Genomic DNA, 24,336 nt, shown 5'->3' on the forward strand with positions numbered 1-24,336 from the left:
AACTAAATTCGTTCTTGAATAAACTGAGCCAGCTGGCGTGCTGACGGGTTGGTGCCATCCGCACGCCACATGACCACACTGACGTCACCGAGCTCTGGGAGCAGGGTGTGTCCGTACCGTTGAATACGAATCAGTCGATCGGGCACTGTGCTGTGGGCTAATACGGTAACTCCTAGACCACTTTCTATCGCGGCAGCCAGCCCCGTAAAGTCAGCATTGGTATAACTAATGCGGGCCGCAATATTTGCGTGGCGGAGCGTATTGAGTGCGCGCCGTCGATAGATGCAGCCGTCAGGGGCGGCGACTAATGGCAGGGCTTCCGCTGGCGTGACCGTGTCCGTTTCTCGGGCCACCCAAACTAATGGCTCTTTTTTTAAGACCACCAGCCCTGGACGTGTTAACGGTTTGTCGGGCTCTTTTAATGCAATCACCAGGTCAAAGTGCGCTTGTTCGTCTTGGAGTAAGTCTTTACTTAAGGCCGAGGTCACTGATAACGAGACGTTCGGATATGCATGGGCAAATTGGCCGAGCACTTGTGGCAGGACTTTACTGGCAAACTCGCTGGGAATACCTAACCGGACTTGCCCGGATACGGCAGGTTCAGTAAAGCGCGCAAAAATATGGTCATTTAATGCAAGTAACGAACGCGCCTGCTCTAGTAACTCTGTCCCGGTCGGGGTGAGCATAATCCGCCCGCGATTGCGCGTGAGTAACTGGGTTTCGAGTAACTCTTCCAGGCGTTTGACCTGGAGACTAATGGCCGGTTGCGAGCGGTTCAGTTGTTGCGCTGCTGCCGTATAACTTTGCAGTTCATACACGCTGATAAAGGCGCGTACGGATTCAAGAGGAAGATGCTGCATGACATGGCTCGAATGTGATATTGCGTTGATAAATATATAGTAGCGTATTATTTGCAATTTTTATAAACATATAAGTATTATTCATTTGTTGCAAGTATCGATGACCACTATAATTTAAGAATGGGTTTATCGATGCTTCAATGAGCATTCTTGTTTCTATTTGAAAGGACAATAACGACATGGCAAATCGCACACCTTTGTACGATGCGCACTTGAAAGCTGGCGCTAAGATTGTAGATTTCCACGGCTGGGATATGCCAATTAACTACGGCTCACAAATCGAAGAGCACCACGCAGTCCGTAAAGATTCAGGTGTCTTTGATGTGTCTCACATGACCATCATTGATGTGTCTGGCATCGACGCAAAAGCATTCTTGCGTTATTTGTTAGCGAATGACGTGGCGAAAGTAAATACGCCAGGGCAAGCGATTTATAGCACCATGCTGAACGAGCAAGGCGGCATCATTGATGACTTAATCGTGTATTACTTCAGCGATGAATCCTACCGTTTGGTGGTGAACTCAGCCACTCGCGAACGTGACCTCGAGTGGTTGCATGCGGTGTCAGCCAATTACAAAGTGACACTGACTGAACAAACACAATACGGCATGGTGGCCTTACAAGGTCCGAATGCTGCGGATAAATTACAGCAAGTGATTGGCGCAGAAGCCTTTGCAGAAGTTGCTAACATGAAGCCGTTCGTTTCTGTGCAAGTGGGCGATTACTTCATCGCAACCACTGGCTATACCGGCGAAAAAGGCTACGAGATCATTGTCACTGCTGATAAAGTTGTGGCCCTTTGGGACGCACTACTAGCCGTGGGTGTTCAGCCTTGTGGGTTGGGTGCGCGCGATACGTTGCGTCTCGAAGCCGGAATGAATCTGTATGGCCAAGATATGGATGAGTCGGTGACTCCGTTAGAATCCAACTTAGGCTGGAGCATTGCATTTGAACCGAGCGACCGTTTGTTTATTGGTCGTGATGCATTAGAGCAACAAAAAGCGGCAGGCCATGCCAAGTTGGTAGGGCTGGTGATGCGTGAAAAAGGCGTGTTACGTCACGGCTTAAAAGTAGTGACTGCGAACGGTGGTGAAGGGCTCATTACGTCAGGAACATTTTCACCGACTTTAGGTTTTTCCATTGCGCTTGCGCGAGTCCCGGCGGACATTGGCGAGACAGCAGAGGTGGAAATTCGTAATAAATTAGTTACAGTAAGCGTGGTAAAACCAGGCTTTGTACGGCAAGGCAAATCGCTGCTTGCTTAATCAATTAATAATCCGTTTTCATGAATGAGGAAGACAACATGAGCACTATTCCAAAGGAACTAAAATATGCATCAACTCACGAGTGGGTGCGTCATGAAGGTGATGGAATCTATACTGTTGGTATTACTGAGCATGCGCAAGATTTGCTAGGCGACATGGTATTTGTTGAGCTGCCTGAAGTAGGTGCTCAAGTTGCAGCTGGGGATGATGTTGCAGTGTGTGAATCAGTAAAAGCTGCGTCAGACATCTATGCACCAATTGCTGGTGAAATTGTTGAAGTAAACGAAGAGTTAGAAGACGCTTCTGAGTTGGTGAACAACGACCCATATGGTGACGGCTGGTTATTTAAAATCAAAGCTGAAGACCCAAGTGAAGTTGATAACTTGCTTGATGCAGACGGCTACCAAGCAAGCATTGACGAAGAATAACGACTTGTATTGTACCCAAGCCCCGGTCATCCATGCCGGGGTTTTGTGTTTCAATCGTCTTGTATCCACCCGCCAGTTAGGGGACTTGAAGTAAATGACTATGACTACGTTGAAGCAATTAGAAAACCACGGTGAATTCATTGCACGCCATATTGGTCCAAGTGCCGACGAAACCACAGAAATGTTGGCAGAGTTGGGGGTGAGTTCGTTAGATGAGCTCATTCACGATACCGTGCCTGGTGCCATTCGTCGTGACCCATTCTTGTCAATTGGTGCACCAATGACCGAGCGCGATGCGTTAGCAAAGCTAAAGAAAATTGCGCAAAAAAATAAAGTTTATACGTCATTCATTGGTCTGGGTTATTACGACACTCTTGTTCCTAACGTGATTCTCCGTAACGTGTTAGAGAATCCGGGTTGGTACACTGCGTACACCCCATATCAGCCAGAAATTGCCCAAGGGCGTTTGGAAGCCATTCTGAACTTCCAACAAATGACCATGGATTTAACCGGGCTTGATTTAGCCAGTGCCTCGTTATTGGACGAAGCCACCGCTGCCGCAGAAGCCATGGCCATGGCGAAGCGTGTAAGTAAGAGTAAATCAAACCTCTTTTACGTGGCCGATACCGTGTTCCCACAAACCATTGACGTGGTTAAAACTCGCGCCGAGCAGTTTGGTTTTGACGTGATTGTTGGGCCAGCTCAAGCAGCGGTTGAGCACGATATTTTTGGTGCCTTATTACAGTATCCAGACCGCTTTGGTCAGGTGGATGATATCGAGTCATTAATTGCCGCGATTCAAGCGAAACAAGGCATCGTTGCCGTTGCTGCAGACATCATGAGTTTAGTCATGTTAAAAGCGCCAGGCGAAATGGGCGCCGATATGGTCTTAGGTTCTGCCCAACGCTTTGGTGTACCAATGGGCTACGGTGGTCCACACGCGGCCTTCTTTGCAACTCGTGATAAATACAAGCGTTCACTGCCAGGCCGTATCATTGGTGTGTCGAAAGATAGCCGTGGTAACTTGGCATTACGGATGGCGATGCAAACCCGTGAACAGCATATTCGTCGTGAAAAAGCGAACTCCAACATCTGTACCGCACAAGTTTTGTTAGCCAATATGGCATCCTTCTATGCGGTGTATCATGGCCCCCAAGGCTTGAAAAGCATTGCTGAGCGCATCCATCGGTTGACTGATATCGTTGCGCTGGGCCTGCAAGAAAAAGGCGTTGAAGTTACGAACAAGCATTGGTTCGACACCTTAACCTTCCGTTTGGCAGGAGACACAGCAGCGGTCTTAGCCCGCGCTGATCAAGCAGAAATCAACTTACGCGTGGACGGTGATGGCCAGTTCGGCGTGAGCTTAGACGAAGCAAAATCCCGCCATGATGTGGCGGCATTATTTGCGGTGTTATTCGGTGACGATCACGGCCTTGATATTGATGCCTTAGATGCACGAGTGGCAGCGGGAGAAATCCAATCAATCCCAGCAGCCTTGCAACGTGAAAGTGCCATTCTTGAGCACCCAGTGTTCAACAGCTACCACTCAGAAACTGAGATGCTGCGTTATATTAAACAGTTAGAAAATAAAGACTTGTCCCTTAACCACAGCATGATTTCACTGGGTTCTTGTACCATGAAATTGAATGCCACGGCAGAAATGATTCCAATCACTTGGCCTGAGTTCGGTCAATTGCACCCATTCTGCCCAGTGGAACAAGCGCAAGGCTATGCGGAATTAATTCGTACCTTGTCTGATTGGCTCGTCGATATCACTGGTTATGATGTGATGTCACTGCAACCTAACTCAGGGGCGCAAGGTGAATACGCAGGATTACTTGCCATTCAGAAATATCACCAAAGCCGCGGTGATGCCCATCGCAATATTTGCTTAATTCCAAGTTCAGCGCACGGCACCAACCCAGCGTCTGCACAGATGATGAGCATGAAAGTGGTGGTGGTTGATTGTGACAAGAATGGCAACATTGATTTAGATGACCTGAAAGCCAAAGCGGCGGAAGCAGGTGACAATCTGTCTTGTATCATGGTCACTTACCCATCCACGCACGGCGTGTATGAAGAAGGGATCAAAGAAGTGTGCGAAATTGTTCATGCGCATGGCGGCCAAGTGTACTTAGACGGTGCCAACATGAACGCGCAAGTGGGCGTGACTTCACCAGGTTATATTGGTGCCGACGTTTCCCACTTAAACTTGCACAAAACTTTCTGTATTCCACACGGTGGTGGTGGCCCAGGCATGGGACCGATTGGCGTGAAAAAACATTTAGCGCCGTTCTTACCGAACCACAGCATGGTCACCATTGAAGGCACGGGAGCCAATAATGGTGCTGTTTCTGCGGCACCGTTTGGCAGTGCGAGTATTTTGCCCATTTCATGGATGTATATTGTCATGATGGGCAGCGAAGGCTTACGGAAAGCAACTGAAGTGGCGATTATGAATGCTAACTACATTGCAAGCCGCTTAAGCAAGCACTACCCAATTCTTTATAAAGGTCGTAACAACCGTGTTGCGCACGAGTGTATTGTTGATTTACGCCCGATTAAAGAAAGCTGTGGTGTCACTGAGCTGGATATTGCCAAACGCCTTCAAGACTACGGATTCCACAGCCCAACCATGAGCTTCCCTGTTGCGGGGACACTGATGGTGGAGCCGACAGAATCCGAGTCAAAAGCGGAGCTGGATCGCTTTATTGAGGCAATGATCAGCATTCGTGAAGAAACCAAGCGGGTTGAAGCGGGCGAATGGCCACAAGACAACAACCCATTGTATCATGCTCCACATACCTTAGCCGATATTGTGGATGCTGAATGGGATCGTCCTTACAGCCGTGAAGTGGCAGCCTTCCCAGTGGCCGCAGTGAAAGTCAATAAATTCTGGCCAAGCGTCAACCGCGTGGATGATGTCTATGGCGACCGGAATTTAATGTGTAGCTGCCCGACCATCGATAGCTATCGTTAATCGGCTTGCTTGAGTCGCTAAAAGCCCGCTGCGTGCGGGCTTTTTTGTTGCTCTTGCAGTAAAAAGTTGGGAATGCTCGTGATTGACAGGAATGTCTATGGATCGATATACTGCTTTGCTTTGTATGCATCTCGCCCCAATGACTTTCCATCATTAAGAGCTGTTGAAGCCCGCTGATCAGGGCACTCGGTTGCTGTGAGCAGCGAGTTTAAAAGGTGAGCAAAGCTCGTCTTTTTGTTGATCATACAACTATAGTAAAGAAGGTTAGAACAAGATAACGCTTAATAAATCAGACAGATGATCGTATCTTAGATTAAGCGTGTGGCGAGTAAGAGGCGATTATGGAATTACCTGTTCTCATAGAAACTCTGCGTGATGCCCTTGAGCATGACCAGACCGAACAGCTCATTGATAAGCTAGAGGACGTGCATCCGGCGGACTATGCAGCCGCGATCAGTAATTTCTCGAGTCCGGACTTATGGTCCTTATTAACCTTCTTACCGACCCATACCCAAGCGAAGATTTTTGGCTATTTGCCTCCTGAAACTCAGGTTCAGCTCGCGATTCGAGTGAGCCGCCGGAGTCTTTCACCTATTATCCGCCAAATGTCGTCGGATGAACGGGCTGACCTATTTAATCGCTTAACAGAAGAGCAAAAAGATGCCTTACTGCCGGCCTTGGCCCAGGCAGAGCGTGAAGACCTGCTCCTGCTAAGTTCCTATGAAGAAGGAACTGCGGGGTCGATCATGACTTCGGACTATGCGATTCTCCATCCGGAATTAACGGTTCGAAATGCCATTGATGTATTACGCCGTGAAGCACCCGATAAAGAAACCATCTACTCAGCCTATGTGGTCGACAACGATCGCAAGCTGATTGGTGTTATTACGTTGCGTGAATTGATTATCGCGCCCGCCAATGCGCGTATTCACGAAGTCATGAACCATGATCCCATTTTTGCGCAAACCTCCATGCTGCAAGAAGAAGTCGCGGCGTTAATTTCGCACTATGACTTACTGGCGCTGCCAATTGTGAATGAAGAGCAGCAAATGGTGGGTATTGTGACCTATGACGACGCCATGGACGTGGTCGAAGAAGAGACCACGGAAGACTTCCACAAGGCAGCCACCGTTGGTAAGTTAGAAACCAGCGTCAAACACGCTGGCATTGGCTTGCTGTATCGCAAACGGGTATTGTGGCTGGTGATTTTGGTGTTCGGTAATATTTTTTCCGGAGCGGGCATCGCTTATTTTGAAGAAACCATCGCCAGCTATCTCGCTTTACTGTTCTTTTTACCTCTGTTGATCGCCAGCAGTGGGAACGCCGGCGCACAGTCAGGCACCTTGATGGTGCGGGCTTTAGCCACGGGGGATGTGAACATTCGAGACTGGAGCTACTTACTTGGCAGAGAAATTCTCGTTGCTGGACTGTTGGGGCTAACCATGTCCGCTGCGGTGGTGGGGTTAGGCATTTGGCGTGGCGGCATGGATATCGCGGTGGTGGTGGCCCTGACCATGATGTTGGTCGTGGTTGCCGGAAGTTTGATAGGGTTATCCTTACCTTTCTTGTTAAGCCGTTTTAATCTTGACCCGGCCACAGCCAGTGGTCCCTTAATCACTTCCATTGCTGACGTGACAGGGGTTGTGCTGTACTTTTCTATCGCCACTTGGTACCTCGGCCTGTAATTTATATCCAGAATAAAATTAAAACCTTAGTCGCGTTTTGTCGCGACTGATGTGACCATCTTAAAATTTCAGCAATTTGGCTCACCTGCCTTGTGCTTTGTCACAGCTTTGCCTTTAATGGGACGACGATAACAATAGAGGAAGTCTCCATGAAGGGTATGAAAAAACTCATTTTAGCGGCCATGATTGGTGCCAGCTTTAGTGTACCTATGGGCGCTATGGCGGCCGTTGACGTGCCAGAAGCGCGCATTCAAGCGGATGAAGTGGTGGTCACTGAACACAGTGCCAACATTAACGGGCAGCGCTTTAAATATAAAGCAACCACAGGAACACAACCGGTCTTCAACGAAAATGGCGATGCGATTGCAGCATTGCATTTCACTTATTACGAGCGGCAAGGTGTTAAAAATACTGAAGAACGTCCGTTATTGATTTCATTCAATGGGGGCCCAGGTTCAGCGTCGGTATGGATGCATATTGCTTACACTGGCCCTAAAGCCTTACGGGTGGATGATGAAGGCTTCCCAATCATGCCTTATGGGGTGAAAGACAACCCGCATTCGGTTCTTGATGTGGCCGACATCGTATTTGTGAACCCAGTGAATACAGGTTACTCACGTGCGCTGCCGAAAAAAGATGGCACTCCATACAGCCGTGACGAACTGCAGAAAATGTTCTTTGGCGTCAATGCGGATGTTAAATATCTTGCCGACTGGATCAACACCTTCGTGACCCGCCATGAGCGCTGGCGTTCACCAAAATATTTAATTGGTGAAAGCTATGGCACCACGCGTGTTTCAGGCTTAGCTCTGGAATTACAAAACCGCCAATGGATGTACCTGAATGGCGTGGTATTAGTGTCACCCACCGATATCGGGATTGAGCGTCAAGGCCCTGTGAAAGCCGCTAACCGCCTTCCGTACTATGCGGCAGCAGCTTGGTACCACAATGCCTTAAGCAGTGACTTGCAAAGCAAAGACTTGCTGGATGTGCTGGCTGAAGTTGAACAGTACACCTTGGATGTTTATTTACCAGCGCTGGCCAAAGGTGCTCACCTTTCTGCGGCAGAGCGTGATCAAGTGGCGACCCAAGTGGCCAAATACTCCGGATTAGATAAGCAAGTGGTGTTGGGGTCTAACCTCGATATCAGCACGTCATTTTTCTGGAAAGAATTATTACGTGATCGAGGCCAAACCGTGGGTCGCCTAGACTCTCGTTACCTCGGGATTGATCGCGATAATGTGGGCTCACGCCCTGACTACAATGCGGAGTTAACGTCGTGGCTGCATTCCTTTACGCCAGCGATTAACTACTACTTACGTGAAGAATTGGGTTACAAAACCGACGTGAAATACAACATGTTCGGACCGGTTCATCCGTGGGATCGTAGCAATGACAATACCGGTGAGAACCTCCGTCAAGCCATGGCACAAAACCCGTACTTGAACGTGTTAATCCAGTCTGGTTATTACGACGGTGCGACGAACTACTTTGATGCGAAGTACAACATGTGGCACCTCGATCCAAGCGGTAAAATGGCAGATCGGATCGACTTCAAAGGCTATCGCAGTGGTCACATGATGTATTTGCGAGCAGAAGACCTGAAGTTGGCGAATGACGATTTACGCCAATTTATCCAGGCAACAGTGCCTGCCAAAGGTCAAGCGGCTAAGTACTAAGTTAGCGGTCGATTATCGGCATACAACGCCCACCCCTGGTGGGCGTTGTAACATTTCAACAAGGTTTTGTTATGAGAAAATTATCTGCACTGACCCTTGCCATGACCTTGGCATGTGGCTTTTCAACCGTGGCATTCGCGAGCTCGTCGTGGAATGTCAACGAACCTCTTGGTGAATTCAAAGAAGTTCAAATCAAGACCAACGAAGGGACTTGGATGAACGTCGATATGAGTCCCGACGGTAAGTACATTGTTTTTGATATGCTGGGTGATATTTACCGAATTCCAGCCAGCGGTGGGGACGCGGAATTATTAATTGGCGGCATTGCTTGGCAAATGCAGCCGGTGTATTCCCCGGACGGAAAGTATATTGCCTTTACCTCAGACGCTAACGGCGGCGATAACATCTGGATTATGAATGCGGATGGCAGCGAACCACGGCCGGTCACCAATGAAACCTTCCGGCTATTGAATAGCCCAGCGTGGAGCCCCGATGGCGAGTTTATTGTGGCTCGTAAACACTTCACTGCACGTCGTTCATTAGGTGCTGGGGAAGTTTGGATGTACCACCGTTCTGGGGGTTCGGGCGTGATGTTAACCGAACGTGCGAACGATCAAAAAGACCTGGGGGAGCCAGCATTTTCACCGGATGGTCGGTATATTTACTTCTCTCAAGACGACACCCCAGGAAAAACCTTCCACTACAGTAAAGATTCATTGGAAGGCATCTATAACATTAAGCGCTTTGACCGTGAAACCGGTGAAATCAAAGTGATTCTAGGCGGTGCGGGTGGTGCAATTCGTCCGACCCCATCACCGGATGGTAAATACTTAGCCTATATCAAGCGCGAAGACTTCAATAGTGTGTTGTATCTCTATGATCTACAAACCGGAGAGAAAACGCGCTTATACCAAGACCTTGATCGTGATATGCAAGAAACGTGGGCGATTCATGGCGTGTATCCCACCATGGATTGGACCCCGGACGGCAAAGCACTCGTTTTCTGGGCGAACGGTAAAATCATGCAGTTAACGGTGGCAGATCGCAGCACTCGCGTGATTCCGTTCAGCGTTGAAACCACCAAGAAAGTTCAACACGCATTGCAGTTCAAAACCCATCTGGAAGATGACCAATTTAAGGTCAAAATGTTACGGATGGTGCAAGTGGCACCCAATGCGAAGCAGGTGGTTTATGAAGCCTTAGGTAAGCTCTATGTTCGTGACTTACCGAACGGTGAACCAAAACGCCTGACGAAACGTGATAGCGCTTGGGAACTGTATCCAAACTTCTCCCGTGATGGTCGAAAACTGGTCTACGTGACCTGGAATGATCAGCAGCAGGGGCAAATTATTGTCCGCGACCTGCGGTCCGGCAAAGAAACCGTGCTGCCGACTGGTAAGGGGAAGTTTGTTGAGCCTGTCTTTACGCCAGATGGCCAAGCCATTGTTTATCGTAAAATTCGTGGCGGCTATATTACCCCCGATACCCATGGCTTAAACCCAGGGGTTTATCATTTGCCGCTCACGAAGAATGCTACGCCTCGGTTAATCAGTGAAACGGGCAGTTCACCGCAGTTCGGTGACCGCAGTGACCGCGTGTATTTGATGGCATTCCGTGGTGGTCCATCACTGATTAGTGTGGATTTAACCACCCGTGAATCACGCACCTTGTATACCTCTGAGCATGCAACTGAGTTCCGCATTTCACCGGACGGTCGCAATCTTGCCTTTGCGGAGCGGTTTAAGGTGTTTGTTACTCCGTTTGTAGAACGGGGTGCACCAATCAAAATCAGCCCAACGGATAAGCAGTTCCCAGTTGAGCAGTTGTCCGTGCGGGCCGGCGAAAACATTTCGTGGACGGGCGATGGTCAAGCTCTTTATTGGTCGTTGGGACCTGAGCTGTACCATACGTCGGTTAAAGGACTGTTTGGCATTGATGGCGATGGGGCACTGAGCAAGGTGGAAAATGGCCTTGATATTAGTTTCACAGCGCCGGTTGCAGTGCATGATGAAACGGTGGCCTTTGTTGGTGGTCAGGTTGTTACCATGAACGGTGACCAAGTGATCGAGCAGGGCACCGTGTTAGTGCGTGGCAATAAAATTATTGCGGTAGGTGCCAGCGCCGATGTGCAAGTACCAAGCAATGCTGTGGTGATTGATACCACCGGGAAAACAGTGATGCCAGGGCTGTTCGATGCGCATGCTCATGGACCGCAAGGTGATAATGAAATTATCCCGCAACAGAACTGGAAAACTTATGCGACTTTAGCATTTGGGGTGACGTCGATTCACGATCCATCCAACGATACCAGTCAGATTTTTGCGGCCAGTGAATTGCAAAAAGCCGGTTTAATCGCTGCTCCGCGAACCTTCTCCACGGGAACCATTTTGTATGGTGCCAATGGTCCGGGCTACACCGCACACGTGGATAGCTTAGACGACGCGAAGTTCCACTTAGAGCGACTCCAAAAAGTTGGGGCGTTTTCGGTGAAAAGCTATAACCAGCCACGCCGTAACCAGCGTCAGCAAATTATCCAAGCAGGACGTGAGTTAGGCATGATGGTGGTACCGGAAGGGGGCTCACTCCTCCAGCACAACCTAACCATGGTGGTGGATGGCCATACCACGATTGAGCACTCGATTCCGGTGGCAAAAGTCTATGCCGATATCGAGCAATTGTGGAGTCAGACGGATGTCAGCTATACCCCAACCTTGGGGGTTGCCTACGGCGGGATCTGGGGCGAGAACTATTGGTATGCTGAAACCGATGTTTGGCAGCATCCAAAGCTGTCGAAATTTGTTCCGCAAGATGTGTTAGTGGGCTCAGTGCGCCGTGAAAAAGCTCCGCATAATCACTACAACCACTTCCATAACGCCGCGGTGGCGAAGCAGTTGCTTGATTTGGGCGTGAATGTGGTGGCCGGTGCTCACGGTCAGCGTGAAGGCTTGGCTCAACATTGGGAAATTTGGATGATGGTGCAAGGTGGCATGAGCCCGCTTGAGGCATTAGCCACTGCGACCATTAATCCAGCCAAAGAGTTTGGTATGGCAGACTACATTGGGTCACTGGAAGTTGGCAAATTGGCTGACGTGATTGTCATCGATGGTGATCCACTGACTGACATCTCGGTGTCTGATCGTGTGACTCATACCATGGTCAATGGTCGCTTATACGATGCAGAAACCATGAATCAGTTGGTGCCAAAAGCCAAACCACGGCACCCATTTTTCTGGGAATAAATATCGAACATTGTCGATGATTGGTGTTTCATAGAAAAATAACGTATATAATCCCGCTATATTCGTATAGCGGGATTTATTTTTTCTATGAATAACATTAAAGATATCGATCTCAACCTGCTGGTGTATTTAGATGTCTTATTGCGTGAGCGAAATGTTACTAAAGCCGCCGCCCAATTAAATATTACCCAGCCCGCCATGAGTAACGGTTTAAAGCGGTTACGCACCTTGCTAAATGACCCCATTTTGGTGCGAACCAGCAGCGGCATGATGCCCACTGAAGCGGCATTACGCATGCAAGAGCCGGTGCGAGAAATTCTGTATGCCATTGAAGAAATGGTTCAGCCATCGCGTGAATTTGACGCAGCAACCAGTGATCGGGTATTCCGTATCATGGCCTCGGATTACGCTGCCTCAACCCTGATGCCACGGTTGTTGGAGCAACTGAAAGTTCATGCTCCTAATGTGGCACTGGATATTATGACCCCCAGTGACATCAGTTTTCATGATGTTGATAATGGGAAGGTGGATCTTGCCATCAACCGCTTTGAGAAGTTACCCCAGTCATTTCATCAGAAAAAGCTCTGGGAGGATCGCTTTAGCTGTTTGATTCGCCATGATCACCCTTTGGTGCAAGAGTATACGTTGGCAAACTATCTAAAAGCTGAGCACATTTGGGTGAGTAAAACAGGGTTTGGTGTTGGGGTAGGCATGGATACCCATGATGTGCAAAAACTCGGTTGGGTGGATGAAGCGCTCGCTCATTTGGGACATAAGCGAACCATCAAAGTCTTTACCCGTAACTATCATGTGGCCATGCATTTAGCACGCCAAGGCTTAGTGGCCACGTTGCCGCGTCAAGCTGCGTTGATCTATCGTGATGACGCCGAGCTGGTGTTGCGGGAGCCGCCCTTTGAAATTCCACCGGTGGAGCTTACCATGATTTGGAGCCCACTCTTGCAACATGATGCGGGGCATCGTTGGTTCCGTCAGTTGGTGACAGATACGGCTGCGCAAGGGCAGTATGAATAGGGTTAAAGCTGAGTGCGTCCCCCGAGGATGAGGACGCACTGGTTATCTCTGCTAAGGTTAGAAAAATACTTGAAACAGGGCATCATTGAGCCACAGGTGTGAGACAATCCCTGCGATATAACCTAAAGCGATGGCAGGCGTCCATTTTAAATGGCTCATAAACGTGTAGTAACCACGAGCCTGCCCCATCAGTGCCACGCCTGCAGCAGAACCAATGGATAACAAACTACCACCTGTGCCCGCAGTGAGGGTAATCAGTAACCATTGACCGTGGGACATATCAGGTGCCATGGACAATACGGCAAACATGATGGGAATGTTGTCGATCACAGCAGAAAGTACGCCCAGGAAAATATTGGCAGAGGTTGGATTCCAATCCACATATAAGGTGTTGGAGAGCAGGGAGAGGTATCCCATAAAGCCAAGCCCGCCAACACAAATTACAATCCCGTAGAAAAATAATAAGGTATCCCATTCGGCCCGTTGAACACGGCTAAAAACATCAAATGGCACCACACTACCGAGTTGTTTGAGACGCTCTTGGTCGCCATTTTTTTCGGCAAGCGCACGCTTCCGAGCCAGTGAACCTGGCAATGACATCCGCAGAAAATATCCAAAAAACTGTAAGTAGCCAAGCCCCATCATCATCCCTAGTACGGGGGGTAATCCCAGCCACATGTGACAAGCAACGGCCGTCATAATGGTGAGTAAAAATATCCCAGTAATCCGATAAGCCCCACGTTTTAGCTCAACGGTTTCCATCACCGCATTCGGGCGGCGGTTTTCGATGAAAAAGCTCATAATAATGGCGGGTACCAAATAATTAAGAAGGGATGGCACAAAGAGGACAAAAAACTCCTGAAAATCGAGGATCCCAGCTTGCCATACCATCAGGGTGGTAATATCTCCGAAGGGGCTAAAAGCACCGCCGGCGTTTGCTGCAATAACAATACTGACACACGCTATGGCGATGAACTTTTTGTCATTTTCAGCCACCTTAGTGACCACGGCGCACATCAATAGTGCAGTGGTAAGGTTATCGGCAAAGGGCGAAATGACAAAGGCTAACATTCCCGTGAGCCAGAATAATTGTTTGTAGGTAAACCCTTTACGAACCATCCACGCCCGTAATGCATCAAATAACCGCCGTTCTTCCATGGCATTGATATAGGTCATTGCCACCAATAAAAATAGTAGTAGCTCAGCAAACTCCAGTAAGTTGTGACGGAATGAGGCCTCGGCAACGGAAGAGAGCTCATGGTTTGCATACACCACGCCAATCATGATCCAAATGATTCCCGCAGCAACGAGTACGGGTTTGGATTTACGCATTTGCAAACGCTCTTCGCCAATCACCAAGAGGTAAGCAATCACGAAAATGACGAGGGCAGCCACCCCCACTCCTGACATGGTTAAATCAAGGGGAGAACTGGCGGCCCATGCACTGGGGATGGTGAATCCGAACAATAACGCAGCAATGACAAACTTCAGCATAAATAACGTTCCTCCTAGCGGAGATGTGCAATAACGAATGAGTGATTAAGGAATCGAATTGATTGATACTTTCTAGATGCATGTTACCACAAGGGGCGCCTCTAAGCAGGAGGAATAAGGGCAAGCAGGCATTGATTATCCGAGGTAACTCTTTGGGGGTAGGCGGGTTTATGTGAATTTTTAATGACAATTTTGATACTTAATAAAAGTGTCATACCTGATCTCTACCCTCCTCTCCGTATTAACAACTTTGTTAAATCCAGGAGAGAACCTAATGAAATTGCAAGCGCTCTATAAAATCACCGCAGTCGCAGCTGCATTAGTTTTAGCTGGCTGTGGTGGTGATATCAATGTCAGCCCTACCGTGAACGACAATAGTACGATCAACAACCCACCTCCAACTGGTGGTGGTGGCGACGGCGGCGGGAATGGCGGCACCCCGAATGAAAATTTATGTGCCGTTCATAATGGCATCCAAGGTGCGTTTGACGGCCGTGACTGCGAATACAACCTCGAGTTTGCCAGCCGTAGCGTTGAAGTCACAGAAGATTTAACCTTTGTTGAATTACCCAATGGCGGTGTGCACGTATTTGATGGTGCGTTATTGATCGGGAAAGACTGTGATACCACCACCTCTTGTACCATTGACGAAAATGGCCCAGTGGTGACGGTTGAGCCGGGGGCAACCTTGGCATTTACCAGCGGTGAGGCCATTGTTCGAGTTGCCCGTGGTGCCAAATTAAATGCCATCGGTACCTTTGATAAACCAATCACCTTTACTTCAGCCAACGCCTTTACCCGTTTTGACGTGGTTGGCGATGGCCCGCGTTTTGCCGACTGGGGTGGCATTATCGTGAACGGTCAGGGCATCACCAACCAATGTACTGATGCACAGCGCGATGCCAATACCTGTAACGTTCCTTCAGAAGGGATCGTGAGCTACTACGGTGGTAACGATAACAGCGATGACAGTGGCTCCATGAAGTACGTCAAGATTTGGTACGCGGGTTCAGGCCCACGCGCTGGTGGTGACGGTGATGACCTCAACTCATTAACCTTGAATGCGGTAGGCGGTGGTTCATCTTACGAATTCATCCACGTGCATCAAGGCTATGACGACGGCATCGAGTTCTTCGGTGGCGCAGCCAACATCAAGCATATTGTTGTGACCGATACCCAAGATGACTCCATTGATATTGACTCGGGCTGGCAAGGCAATGCGCAGTTTATTTACGTGAAGCATGGCACCGTGAATATTGATGGGGTGGATGTTTACATGGGGAACGGTGGGTTTGAGTCAGACGGTGAATCAAACGCTGGCCCTGATTACTCACAAGCTCCAGCCTCGCGCCCAACCATCGCTAACGTGACTGTGGTCACCACCGATGGTCTTTCAACGCGGGATAACGACCCTTCAACAGCGATGAAGTTTGACGATAACTTCCAAGGCCAATTGTACAACTTCTTATTGGTGAAAGAGGACGTTTCAACCAACGACACTCGTTGTATTTTATTCACTGGTGACGGTGAGAAAGGCGTGGTTGATGGTGATTTGAACTTCTACAACTCCGTGATGGCGTGTGTGGCCGAAAACGAGTTTAACTCAAATCAACTCTTCGCAGACGGCACCAGCCGCCAAGAATGGTTCGATAACGATGGTCTGAATATTCGTGTAGGCGGTAACGCCAGTGTGTTTGCGGCAGATGGCTTCGCAACCGACATGAACTCATCAGATATCAGCATTGCTGCGAACGATTTGAGTGAGCTGGATGCGAGCTTCTTTGACTCAGTTGATTACATTGGTGCGGTTTCTAGCACTGATACAGACTCAGAGTGGTACCAGTGGGTTCAAGCTGCGTTAGCCGTAGCAGAACAAGACTAACTGACTGTTAGCCGGCAGGAGTTATTTAATGACTACTCATTTTAAACTCACGCCGCTGGCGCTCGCACTGAGTTTTGCATTCATGCCTGTTGCTGTGGTTTCGGCCCAGGAACAGGCAGCCGAGGAACAACCGTCGACCACTTCTTCAGCCATTGAAGAAGTGGTAACGACGGCAACTCGTTTGCAGGGCAGTGCGGCAGCAGTGGTGGATGAGCGAAAAAACCAAGCGTTTGTTGCCGATATTATCGGAACGGAGCAATTATCACGGACCGGTGATGGTGATGCAGCTTCTGCGTTGCGCCGAGTCACTGGGCTTACCTTAGTGGATGGGAAATATGTGTATGTGCGTGGGTTAGGGGAGCGCTACTCCAGTGCTCGACTGAACGGCGCCAGTATTCCTAGTCCCGATTTAACCCGCAACGTGATTCCACTCGACATTATCCCTTCGAGCATTATCGAAAGCATGGCCGTGCAAAAGGTATTTTCACCGACCATGCCAGCCGCCTTTGGTGGGGGCAATATCGACATTCGAACCAAATCACTCCCGACTGAATTCCAAGCGAATATCGAAGTGGGAATTGGGCAGAACATGAATGCCCGCGATGGCTTTACCTATCACCGCAATGAAGCAGGCGTGGCGCCAGCGATTAGTGATGCAGTGGTGCGGTATCGTGGTGATTTGAGCTTACGTAATATCATCCGTCGCGATGGTCTGATGAGCAATGACTTGGGGTCTGCAAGCGAACAAGCGCGCGCCATTAACGCTCAACTAGCCCAAGCACTCCCCCGCGACATTGCGTTAAAAGAAGCATCGTTAGATCCTGATTACAGTATTAAGGGAAGCATTGGAAATCAGTTCAAGGAAGATTGGTTTGGCGGCAGCATCGGGGTGTTGTTGGCTGGCTCCTATGATACTAAATGGGATGTCTCTGAGCGTCGTAATGCGGTGATCAGTCCCAACGCCGAAGCAGGCTGTAGCACCACCTTAAACTCAGTGGAAGAGGTGAATGCATCGTGTTACAACACCTTGCGGGAAACGACACAAACCACAGAAACTGAACGCTTAAATGGGGTGTTTAGTGTGGGCTATGAGCTCGATACTCACCGCATCAGTTACACCAAATTGTATTTGGAAGATGCCGAAGATGAATCTGAATTCGGTATCATGCAAAGCCCCAACGGCAGTAACCTAAAAACGATTTTTGGATCGGGCTTAGCGAACCGCGAACATCAGTTTAGATATGAAGAGCGGACGCTCGATATTGACCAATTCCGTGGCCAACATACCTTCCTCGATTACTGGGGCATTGGTTTTGATTGGCAGTACACGGAATCGAAAGCGACCACCGACATCCCCACCGATATCTCTTATCGGTTTGATGATCTCTACGGTACGAACGGCCAATACCACAGCACTGTGGTGACCGGTGATGAAAACCGTGCGGTGTATCAGTACGTGGACATGGAAGATCACGTGAAGTCGTACAGCGGTAATTTCAGCTTGCCAATTCGTATTGGCGGAATGGAAATTGAGTTCCGCGCTGGGTATGACTTTACCGATAAAGCTCGGACCTACAGCACCGATCGTTTCACCTTGGATAACGGTTCTGGATTACGTTTAACGGTGAACGAACAGTTATCGTCTGTGTTAGGCGCAACAGGTTATTTGACGGACGAGTTTATTGAGCAGAACCAGTTCCTATTATCCTATCGGGAACCGACTGCTCCTGGCGCTGATGACTACCTTGCGGTGCAAAAAACCGATGCATTTTATGGTGCGTTTGATGCCTATTTAAATGACCATTGGCGACTTGCGGGTGGGGTTCGTTGGGAAGAGTTTAAGCAGGTGTCGTTAGCGACCTCTAGCTTGATTTTCACGCCTGAAGACCTGGATAAGTTCTACTCGGTGGAGCGTATTCTTGATGGTACGACGGTTGAGGATGACTTTTATCCAGCGTTGTCGGTCACCTACATGAGTGACAATAACTATCAGATCCGCTTTGGTTTCTCTGAGACGGTGGTACGCCCCGATATTCGTGAAACGGTTCCAGTGGCTTATTTTGACCCGTTAACGGATATTCGCACCATTGGTCGGGCAGGTCTGCAAAGTAGCCCGATGACCAATATCGATGCTCGGTTTGAGTACTTCGCCGATAACGGGGATAACTACACCATCTCGGCGTTCTATAAAGAAATCGATAATCCTATTGAGTCGGTGTTAAGCGTTGGTGACGAAGAATACACCTTAACTTATGTGAACGGTGTTTCGGCTGAAATCTACGGTGTCGAATTTGAGTGGCTGCATGACTTAAGTTACCTGAAGAGTGGTCTCTTCAGTGCGGGTAACTTGACCTTAAGTGACTCAGAAGCCGTCATTGACCCAGCGTTAGCAGGGAACTTAAGCAACCCAACTAAACGCATGACAGGGCATTCTAAGTACGTTGCTAACTTCCAGTTGGGGTATGACTCCTTGAATGGCAATCACTCAAGCTCGTTAGTCTATAACGTGTTTGGTGAGCGGATTCTTGCTGCTGGGGTAGGCGGTCGAGGGGATGCGTACGAACAGCCATTCCACTCACTGGATTTGGTGTACAACTACTATCCGGACTTCAACAGTAAAATCACCTTCAAAATTCAAAACTTGCTCGGTGAGGACCAAGAAGTGCTGCAAAGCGGTGTTCCGGTGCAGACTCGTGAAGTCGGTCAAATTCTAAGTCTGAGCTATAGCTACGATTTCTAAACAGTAAATAGCTCTTGGAACGCATGACAAAAAGGCACATGGAGGTGCCTTTTTTATTGCGCGTTTGCTGGTCTCAGGCAATTTGCCATAAAAAAAAGCCCCGCTATTGCTAGCGAGGCTTTCTGAATGATGGTGCCCAGAGGCGGAATCGAACCACCGACACGGGGATTTTCAATTAGTTATGAGATGACATTTAGTTATTAAATTTCATTAAATAACAACCAGTTGCGGTAATTCACAAAATCCATTTTTACGGTCAAATTGGTACAATTACGGGTGTTTTGGTACAAAATTGGTACAGTTACAATGTGTCTAGTCCGACGGAGGTTAAGTACGGCTCTGCTTGGCGCGCAGACTTTAATTTGGTAGATTAAATTTTATTATTTACTCAAATGTGAAAAAGACAATAACAGAACGAGAAATAACCAATATGAAGCTATCGATGATAGACGCAGTCGAAATGTTAAGAAGCGAATTTGCTGGACAAGAGTGTAATGTGCGTATTTCTGACTATGGGACACGGCTAAGTTTCTCTGTTTATGATGAGCAAACCCAAACACAAGTATGGGTGACTGACCTAAATGAAGATCAAGTTACCTCAGTTCGTCGATTTAAATTTATAATCGAATCAGTAAGAAGCACGATTACTAATACAATTCACTGATGTTTATTCATCCAATGGGAAAGGGACTTTAGTATGGTTTTAGCACTCATAATAATGTTATCGGGCTGGGGAATAGCCGCCCTTATCAAAATTTATATGATAAAAGAAAGTGGCAAATTATTATCTGGTCTCGTCGCTCTAGGTCTTGCTGTTCCTATGTCAATATTACATGTTTATTTTTTAGCTACATGGAATGAAGAAGCAGGAATACAAACAGATGGAACGGGATATGTAAGAGCAATGTTTTTGACAATGGCGATAATTTATATAGCCGCATACGTAACGATGAAGAAGCCCGTAGAAAAATAAAAAACGCTAATAACTAACGGGTTTTAAGATGCTCTAGTACTGTCAACTTAACATGGTCTGTTATGATTTACTCAACCCTGCATGGAAATGTAATGTAATTTGCATCGATATTTTCGTACTCGCCAGATATATTCTTATGCACAAATTTGGGCTGAGTAACAACATTTGTAAACCAAGAAAGAAGCCCGCCTCCTTTTGATTTCGTGGTAATCCAACAGCGGTTAAGTTCTGGCTTATAATCGCTTACCTGGCTGTAGCATTCTTTAGCATTATATAAATTGCCATTGTCATCTAATACAGCATCAACACGAATGAATTTACATGACTCAATGATGAATCCGCTGCATTCGACAGCTTCAATTTTACCAGCGACGCAATATTTAGCGTACGCAATTGAGGGTACTAGCAAGGAGTAAGTTAAGAGTGCAGCTAATACTATTTTCATTTACTTTTACCTTTGAAGTAATTTATGAAGTCAACGGTAGCATCGAATTCCTCTAGGGTATTTGATTCTAAATCATTGCGCTACTCAATTATGGGGTGACGTCGTTTGGATAAAAGAAAAGAGATACTGCATCAAGTCAAAAAATTGCGAGAGCTGACTTTCGAGGGTGAGCGTGAAATATATGATGCGCTGCGAGACAGGAAGCTACCAACTGATAAATTGCTAAGTCACTTGGGTAGTTGGTCAGAGCTTTACTCGCTTTCATTTATTGAATTTTTAGCACGATTAGTTGTTGTTGGTGGGCTTTATCCGATGGTCGAGCAATCGACAGAGAATGTTGACCCACTAGATGCAAAAATGGCGTTCTTGGAGCGGATGAAAGATTTCGAGTTTTCGACAGAAATTTTAGAACAACACATGGACAAACAAGAGGCTGAAAAGAAGCTTGCAACCTATTTAATAGCGTTAATGTTCAATATGAAAGCCTTTGCTCATCGTAACCGCCCTATCAACATAATGATTGAGCAGATTCGTAATCGAGTTGATGACTATGAAGAGATCATTTTTGAGGCGGTATCTATTGATGCATCGGTTGTCAGTAATCCAGAGATAGCAGAGTTTATTTCGGTTTGGAGTTTCGAAAGAAATGAAGAAATGTTGGGCAAGCTGTCCAAGGCTATCGTTGGTAAGTATCCGCGAGGAAAGCGAACGGTTGGTCTTGATGACCTTCGTATTATGACAGCCATTCTCGAAGAAGTGGACGGTAAAGTTGATGTGGAAACAGTCTATGAAATGAGTCAGCTGTTCAACCTAATAGCCGAGGGCAAGGATCTCGGAGCAGCAATCCAGAAGCACTTGCAGACGCGCAAGAAAGATACAAGGAAGTCAAAAGCGAAAACGACCTCCTAAACATTTTGCTGGTGATGCATAAAGTAGGAAACCTCTATTCAACTATGAGGTTTCAGCAATGCCGATAAGTGAGCCAGTCCAAAAAACCGCAGACGCCGATAATCGGTTTGCTTCGCAGAAGCGAACGGATTTCGGGGTCAATGCCAATCTAGCCGATGTGCAGGGTGCGCCACCTTGTAACACAGCACCCTCAAAATACAGTGAAACAGAAGTTCTTCGTGCAGGTGTTGATAGTTTGTACCTGTCCTTTCATGGTGAATTGCGTGTTTCGTTGTTGCATAAACTTGACCAACTCAAAGAGATTGCCAAAGGCGCGAGATGCGGGGAGGAGCGACAGCCCACGCTGCAGCTCGCGGGCGTATCGTTCAAAGTCCATGCTAAAGGTCGTCATGTTTATCCGTTCGTGATATCCAATAAACACTTTAGCGTATGCATTGCGGGGAATTCTGGCTTCAAAGCACCTCCTGCTTATATCGAAATATCCAGTGAGCTATTGACCAAGTACGGGTATGAGAACTGTCTTGATATGGCACGAAAACTAGCAAAGCAGCTTTTCAAAGAGTGTGATGGCGGCTCGATTAGTCGATTTGATCTGTGCTGTGACTTTATCACTGAATTGGATTGGTTATCCGTTGATCCGTTGGCATGGGTTTGTCGTTCGAAGAAGCGAAGCGAATATCGAGAGTCGAATATTCTCACAGGGTATGTATTCGGGGCAGGTGGCGATATTGTCGGTCGCCTGTACGATAAAACGCATGAAATTAAGCTAAGTGAAAAAGCTTTCTTTAAGGAAGTCTGGCGTGAATTTGGATGGGATGGTGAGCAGTCTGTTTGGCGATTAGAGTTCCAAGTTCGTCAACAAGTGGTCAAGAGTATTGGTTGTGTAATCCCAGAAATGTTCGTTGAGTTGATGAATTCAGTTTGGCGGTACTTAACTGAAGATTGGCTTTCGCTGCGTGATGTATTATCAAAAGACAAAAACCGTTCTCGTTGGCCTCTCAACTCAAACTGGCAAACACTAAAGCAGGCTAGTTTCAATCTTGTCGGTATTGAAGACATCAACCGCGCTCGGTTTGATATGTGTCCGACTGATTATGCCATTTTCACTGGCGCACTTGGCTACCTTACGTCATTTATGGCAAAGAATGAATTTAGCTCGCTTGATGAAGCACTAAAGCATTTTGAACACTCTGCACAGCAACATTTTGAACGTGACGAAAAGCGCACAGGTACACTTGATCAGTACGTCGGTAAGAAGCTTGCGGAGAAGCTCACCAAATTTGTTATGCCAAATCAGGACTTGGAGGCGGGGGAATGAGTTATGAAAACTTACGATCTTCACCAAGCGGCAAAATACCTGTGTATGTCGGCATCCCATTTGGGCGAATTAGCGCGTTGCAAACGAATCAAAGCAGCGAAGCCTGGCAAGCGTTGGGTGTTCCTCGAAAAAGACCTTGTGGAATATCTGGATGCTTTATACTCTTCTGGTGTGAACACGCCGCAACAAGGTTGTGATGAGGAGGAATCATCATGGCATTGTATAAACGTGGGAACATCTGGTGGACTCGCTTCACGTCGCCAAGTGGTGAAAGAGTACAACAAACTACTGGCACCGAAGACAAGAAGCAGGCACAAGAGTATGAAGACAACCTAAAGAGTGAAGCTTGGCGGGTATATAAACTGGGAGAAAAACCAAGACGGACATGGCAGGAAACTGTGGTTCGTTGGTTACATGAGAAAGCACACAAAGCCGATGCCAAGAAAGATTTGGCAAAGTTTCGTTGGCTTGATCAGTATCTCGGCAAATTGTACCTCGATGAAATCAACCGAGAGGTCGTTGATAGCATTAAGGCGGCAAAAGCGCGGGAAAGCTCAACCACAACAACAAATCGTTATCTAGCGCTTATTAGAGCTGTTTTGCGCATGGCTAGGGACGAATGGGAGTGGGTGAGTCATATTCCTGCGGTGAAGCTCTACAAAGAGCCGAGAAAGCGTATCCGTTGGTTAAAGCCCGATGAAGCACAGCGTTTATTGAATGAGTTACCTCGACACCTGCGGCTCATGGCTCAATTTTCACTGGCAACAGGTTTGCGTCAGTCGAATGTGAGTTATCTGCGGTGGGATCAGGTGGACTTAGAACGTGGTTTTGCGTGGATTCATCCTGATCAATCAAAATCAGGAAAGGCGATAAACGTGCCACTCAATAACGATGCTTTATCGGTGTTGCATGAAGTGCAGGGCGACGATGCTCACTATTGCTTTGTGTATCAGGGCAAACCTGTTGAGCGAACATCTACCAAAGCATGGCATGCAGCCCTAAAACGAGCGGGTATTGAAAATTTTCGTTGGCACGATTTACGCCATACATGGGCAAGTTGGCATGTTCAACGCGGCACAAGCTTACAAGAATTGCAGGAGCTTGGCGGTTGGTCATCGTATGAGATGGTACTTCGGTATGCTCACCTTGCGAGTCATCATTTGAAACGGGTGGCAAGCAATGTGGATGGTACAACTGGTACAAATCTGGTACAAAGCCACAAAAAGAAAAGCCCCGCTATTTCTAGCGAGGCCTTATCAATGATGGTGCCCAGAGGCGGAATCGAACCACCGACACGGGGATTTTCAATCCCCTGCTCTACCGACTGAGCTATCTGGGCGTCGGGGCGTATTAAACGAGTTTTTGAGGCCTGAGTCAACCGATTTTTTGATTATTCAGACCGTTTGC

The 24,336-nt window shown here is 47.8% G+C and carries 16 protein-coding genes, 1 tRNA gene and 1 pseudogene; 14 read left to right on the forward strand and 4 right to left on the reverse strand.

The window, feature by feature from the left end; all coding sequences use genetic code 11:
- Window positions 1-2 precede the first annotated feature (2 nt).
- Complete coding sequence (locus tag BLP64_RS07205) at window positions 3-860, reverse strand: LysR family transcriptional regulator (protein ID WP_092593183.1); 858 nt, start codon at window positions 858-860, stop codon at window positions 3-5.
- A 179-nt stretch (window positions 861-1,039) separates the two neighbouring features.
- On the opposite strand from BLP64_RS07205, the gene gcvT reads away from it, so the two are divergent.
- The 7 genes from gcvT (at window position 1,040) to BLP64_RS07240 (ending at window position 13,168) form a co-directional block, all read left to right on the forward strand.
- The gene (gene gcvT, locus BLP64_RS07210) at window positions 1,040-2,125 is read left to right on the forward strand and encodes a glycine cleavage system aminomethyltransferase GcvT (RefSeq protein ID WP_092593185.1); all 1,086 of its coding nucleotides are present in this window, start codon (window positions 1,040-1,042) and stop codon (window positions 2,123-2,125) included.
- A gap of 38 nt (window positions 2,126-2,163) precedes the next feature.
- A complete protein-coding gene (gene gcvH / locus BLP64_RS07215) occupies window positions 2,164-2,553 on the forward strand; it encodes a glycine cleavage system protein GcvH (protein WP_092593187.1) in 390 nt (129 codons plus the stop codon).
- Between the two features lie 94 nt (window positions 2,554-2,647).
- The gene (gene gcvP, locus BLP64_RS07220) at window positions 2,648-5,533 is read left to right on the forward strand and encodes an aminomethyl-transferring glycine dehydrogenase (RefSeq protein WP_092593189.1); all 2,886 of its coding nucleotides are present in this window, start codon (window positions 2,648-2,650) and stop codon (window positions 5,531-5,533) included.
- A 341-nt stretch (window positions 5,534-5,874) separates the two neighbouring features.
- Window positions 5,875-7,218, forward strand: coding sequence for a magnesium transporter (mgtE, locus tag BLP64_RS07225; RefSeq protein ID WP_092593191.1), 1,344 nt, complete (start codon window positions 5,875-5,877; stop codon window positions 7,216-7,218).
- Window positions 7,219-7,427: 209 nt separating this feature from the next.
- Window positions 7,428-8,897, forward strand: a complete 1,470-nt coding sequence (locus BLP64_RS07230) for a S10 family peptidase (protein WP_407681264.1) — start codon at window positions 7,428-7,430, stop codon at window positions 8,895-8,897.
- A 71-nt stretch (window positions 8,898-8,968) separates the two neighbouring features.
- On the forward strand, window positions 8,969-12,136 hold the full coding sequence (locus BLP64_RS07235) for an amidohydrolase family protein (RefSeq protein WP_092593193.1): 3,168 nt from the start codon (window positions 8,969-8,971) through the stop codon (window positions 12,134-12,136).
- Between the two features lie 87 nt (window positions 12,137-12,223).
- Window positions 12,224-13,168 carry a LysR family transcriptional regulator gene (locus tag BLP64_RS07240; protein ID WP_092593195.1) on the forward strand — a complete coding sequence of 315 codons (945 nt, stop codon included), beginning with the start codon at window positions 12,224-12,226 and terminating at the stop codon, window positions 13,166-13,168.
- Between the two features lie 57 nt (window positions 13,169-13,225).
- Here the strand turns inward: BLP64_RS07240 and nhaD are convergent, their stop codons facing one another.
- Entirely contained in the window at window positions 13,226-14,662 is a 1,437-nt protein-coding gene (gene nhaD, locus BLP64_RS07245; RefSeq protein WP_092593197.1) for a sodium:proton antiporter NhaD, read from the reverse strand.
- A 274-nt stretch (window positions 14,663-14,936) separates the two neighbouring features.
- Between nhaD and BLP64_RS07250 the strand changes: the two genes are divergently transcribed.
- From BLP64_RS07250 to BLP64_RS07260, 3 genes are all read left to right on the forward strand, one after another.
- Window positions 14,937-16,544: a hypothetical protein gene (locus tag BLP64_RS07250; RefSeq protein WP_092593199.1), complete on the forward strand. Its 1,608-nt coding sequence runs from the start codon at window positions 14,937-14,939 to the stop codon at window positions 16,542-16,544.
- A 28-nt stretch (window positions 16,545-16,572) separates the two neighbouring features.
- Window positions 16,573-19,284 (forward strand): TonB-dependent receptor domain-containing protein, encoded by a 2,712-nt coding sequence (locus BLP64_RS07255; protein WP_092593201.1) that lies wholly within the window; start codon window positions 16,573-16,575, stop codon window positions 19,282-19,284.
- Between the two features lie 697 nt (window positions 19,285-19,981).
- Window positions 19,982-20,257: a hypothetical protein gene (locus BLP64_RS07260; protein WP_092593203.1), complete on the forward strand. Its 276-nt coding sequence runs from the start codon at window positions 19,982-19,984 to the stop codon at window positions 20,255-20,257.
- 67 nt (window positions 20,258-20,324) lie between these two features.
- On the opposite strand, the gene BLP64_RS07265 is transcribed toward BLP64_RS07260, so the two are convergent.
- Window positions 20,325-20,702, reverse strand: a complete 378-nt coding sequence (locus tag BLP64_RS07265; protein ID WP_092593205.1) for a hypothetical protein — start codon at window positions 20,700-20,702, stop codon at window positions 20,325-20,327.
- Window positions 20,703-20,807: 105 nt separating this feature from the next.
- Between BLP64_RS07265 and BLP64_RS07270 the strand changes: the two genes are divergently transcribed.
- From BLP64_RS07270 to BLP64_RS11005, 4 genes and pseudogenes are all read left to right on the forward strand, one after another.
- On the forward strand, window positions 20,808-21,611 hold the full coding sequence (locus tag BLP64_RS07270; RefSeq protein WP_092593207.1) for a hypothetical protein: 804 nt from the start codon (window positions 20,808-20,810) through the stop codon (window positions 21,609-21,611).
- Window positions 21,612-21,669: 58 nt separating this feature from the next.
- The gene (locus BLP64_RS07275) at window positions 21,670-22,929 is read left to right on the forward strand and encodes a hypothetical protein (RefSeq protein WP_092593209.1); all 1,260 of its coding nucleotides are present in this window, start codon (window positions 21,670-21,672) and stop codon (window positions 22,927-22,929) included.
- A gap of 3 nt (window positions 22,930-22,932) precedes the next feature.
- Window positions 22,933-23,265, forward strand: a complete 333-nt coding sequence (locus BLP64_RS10920) for a helix-turn-helix domain-containing protein (RefSeq protein ID WP_092593211.1) — start codon at window positions 22,933-22,935, stop codon at window positions 23,263-23,265.
- A gap of 269 nt (window positions 23,266-23,534) precedes the next feature.
- Window positions 23,535-24,071: pseudogene (locus BLP64_RS11005) on the forward strand (site-specific integrase); the annotation flags it as partial.
- Window positions 24,072-24,192: 121 nt separating this feature from the next.
- Here the strand turns inward: BLP64_RS11005 and BLP64_RS07290 are convergent.
- Window positions 24,193-24,268 (reverse strand) — tRNA-Phe (locus tag BLP64_RS07290).
- Window positions 24,269-24,336: the final 68 nt, after the last annotated feature.

It is taken from the genome of Pseudidiomarina indica (genome assembly GCF_900104245.1).
GTDB lineage: Bacteria > Pseudomonadota > Gammaproteobacteria > Enterobacterales > Alteromonadaceae > Pseudidiomarina > Pseudidiomarina indica.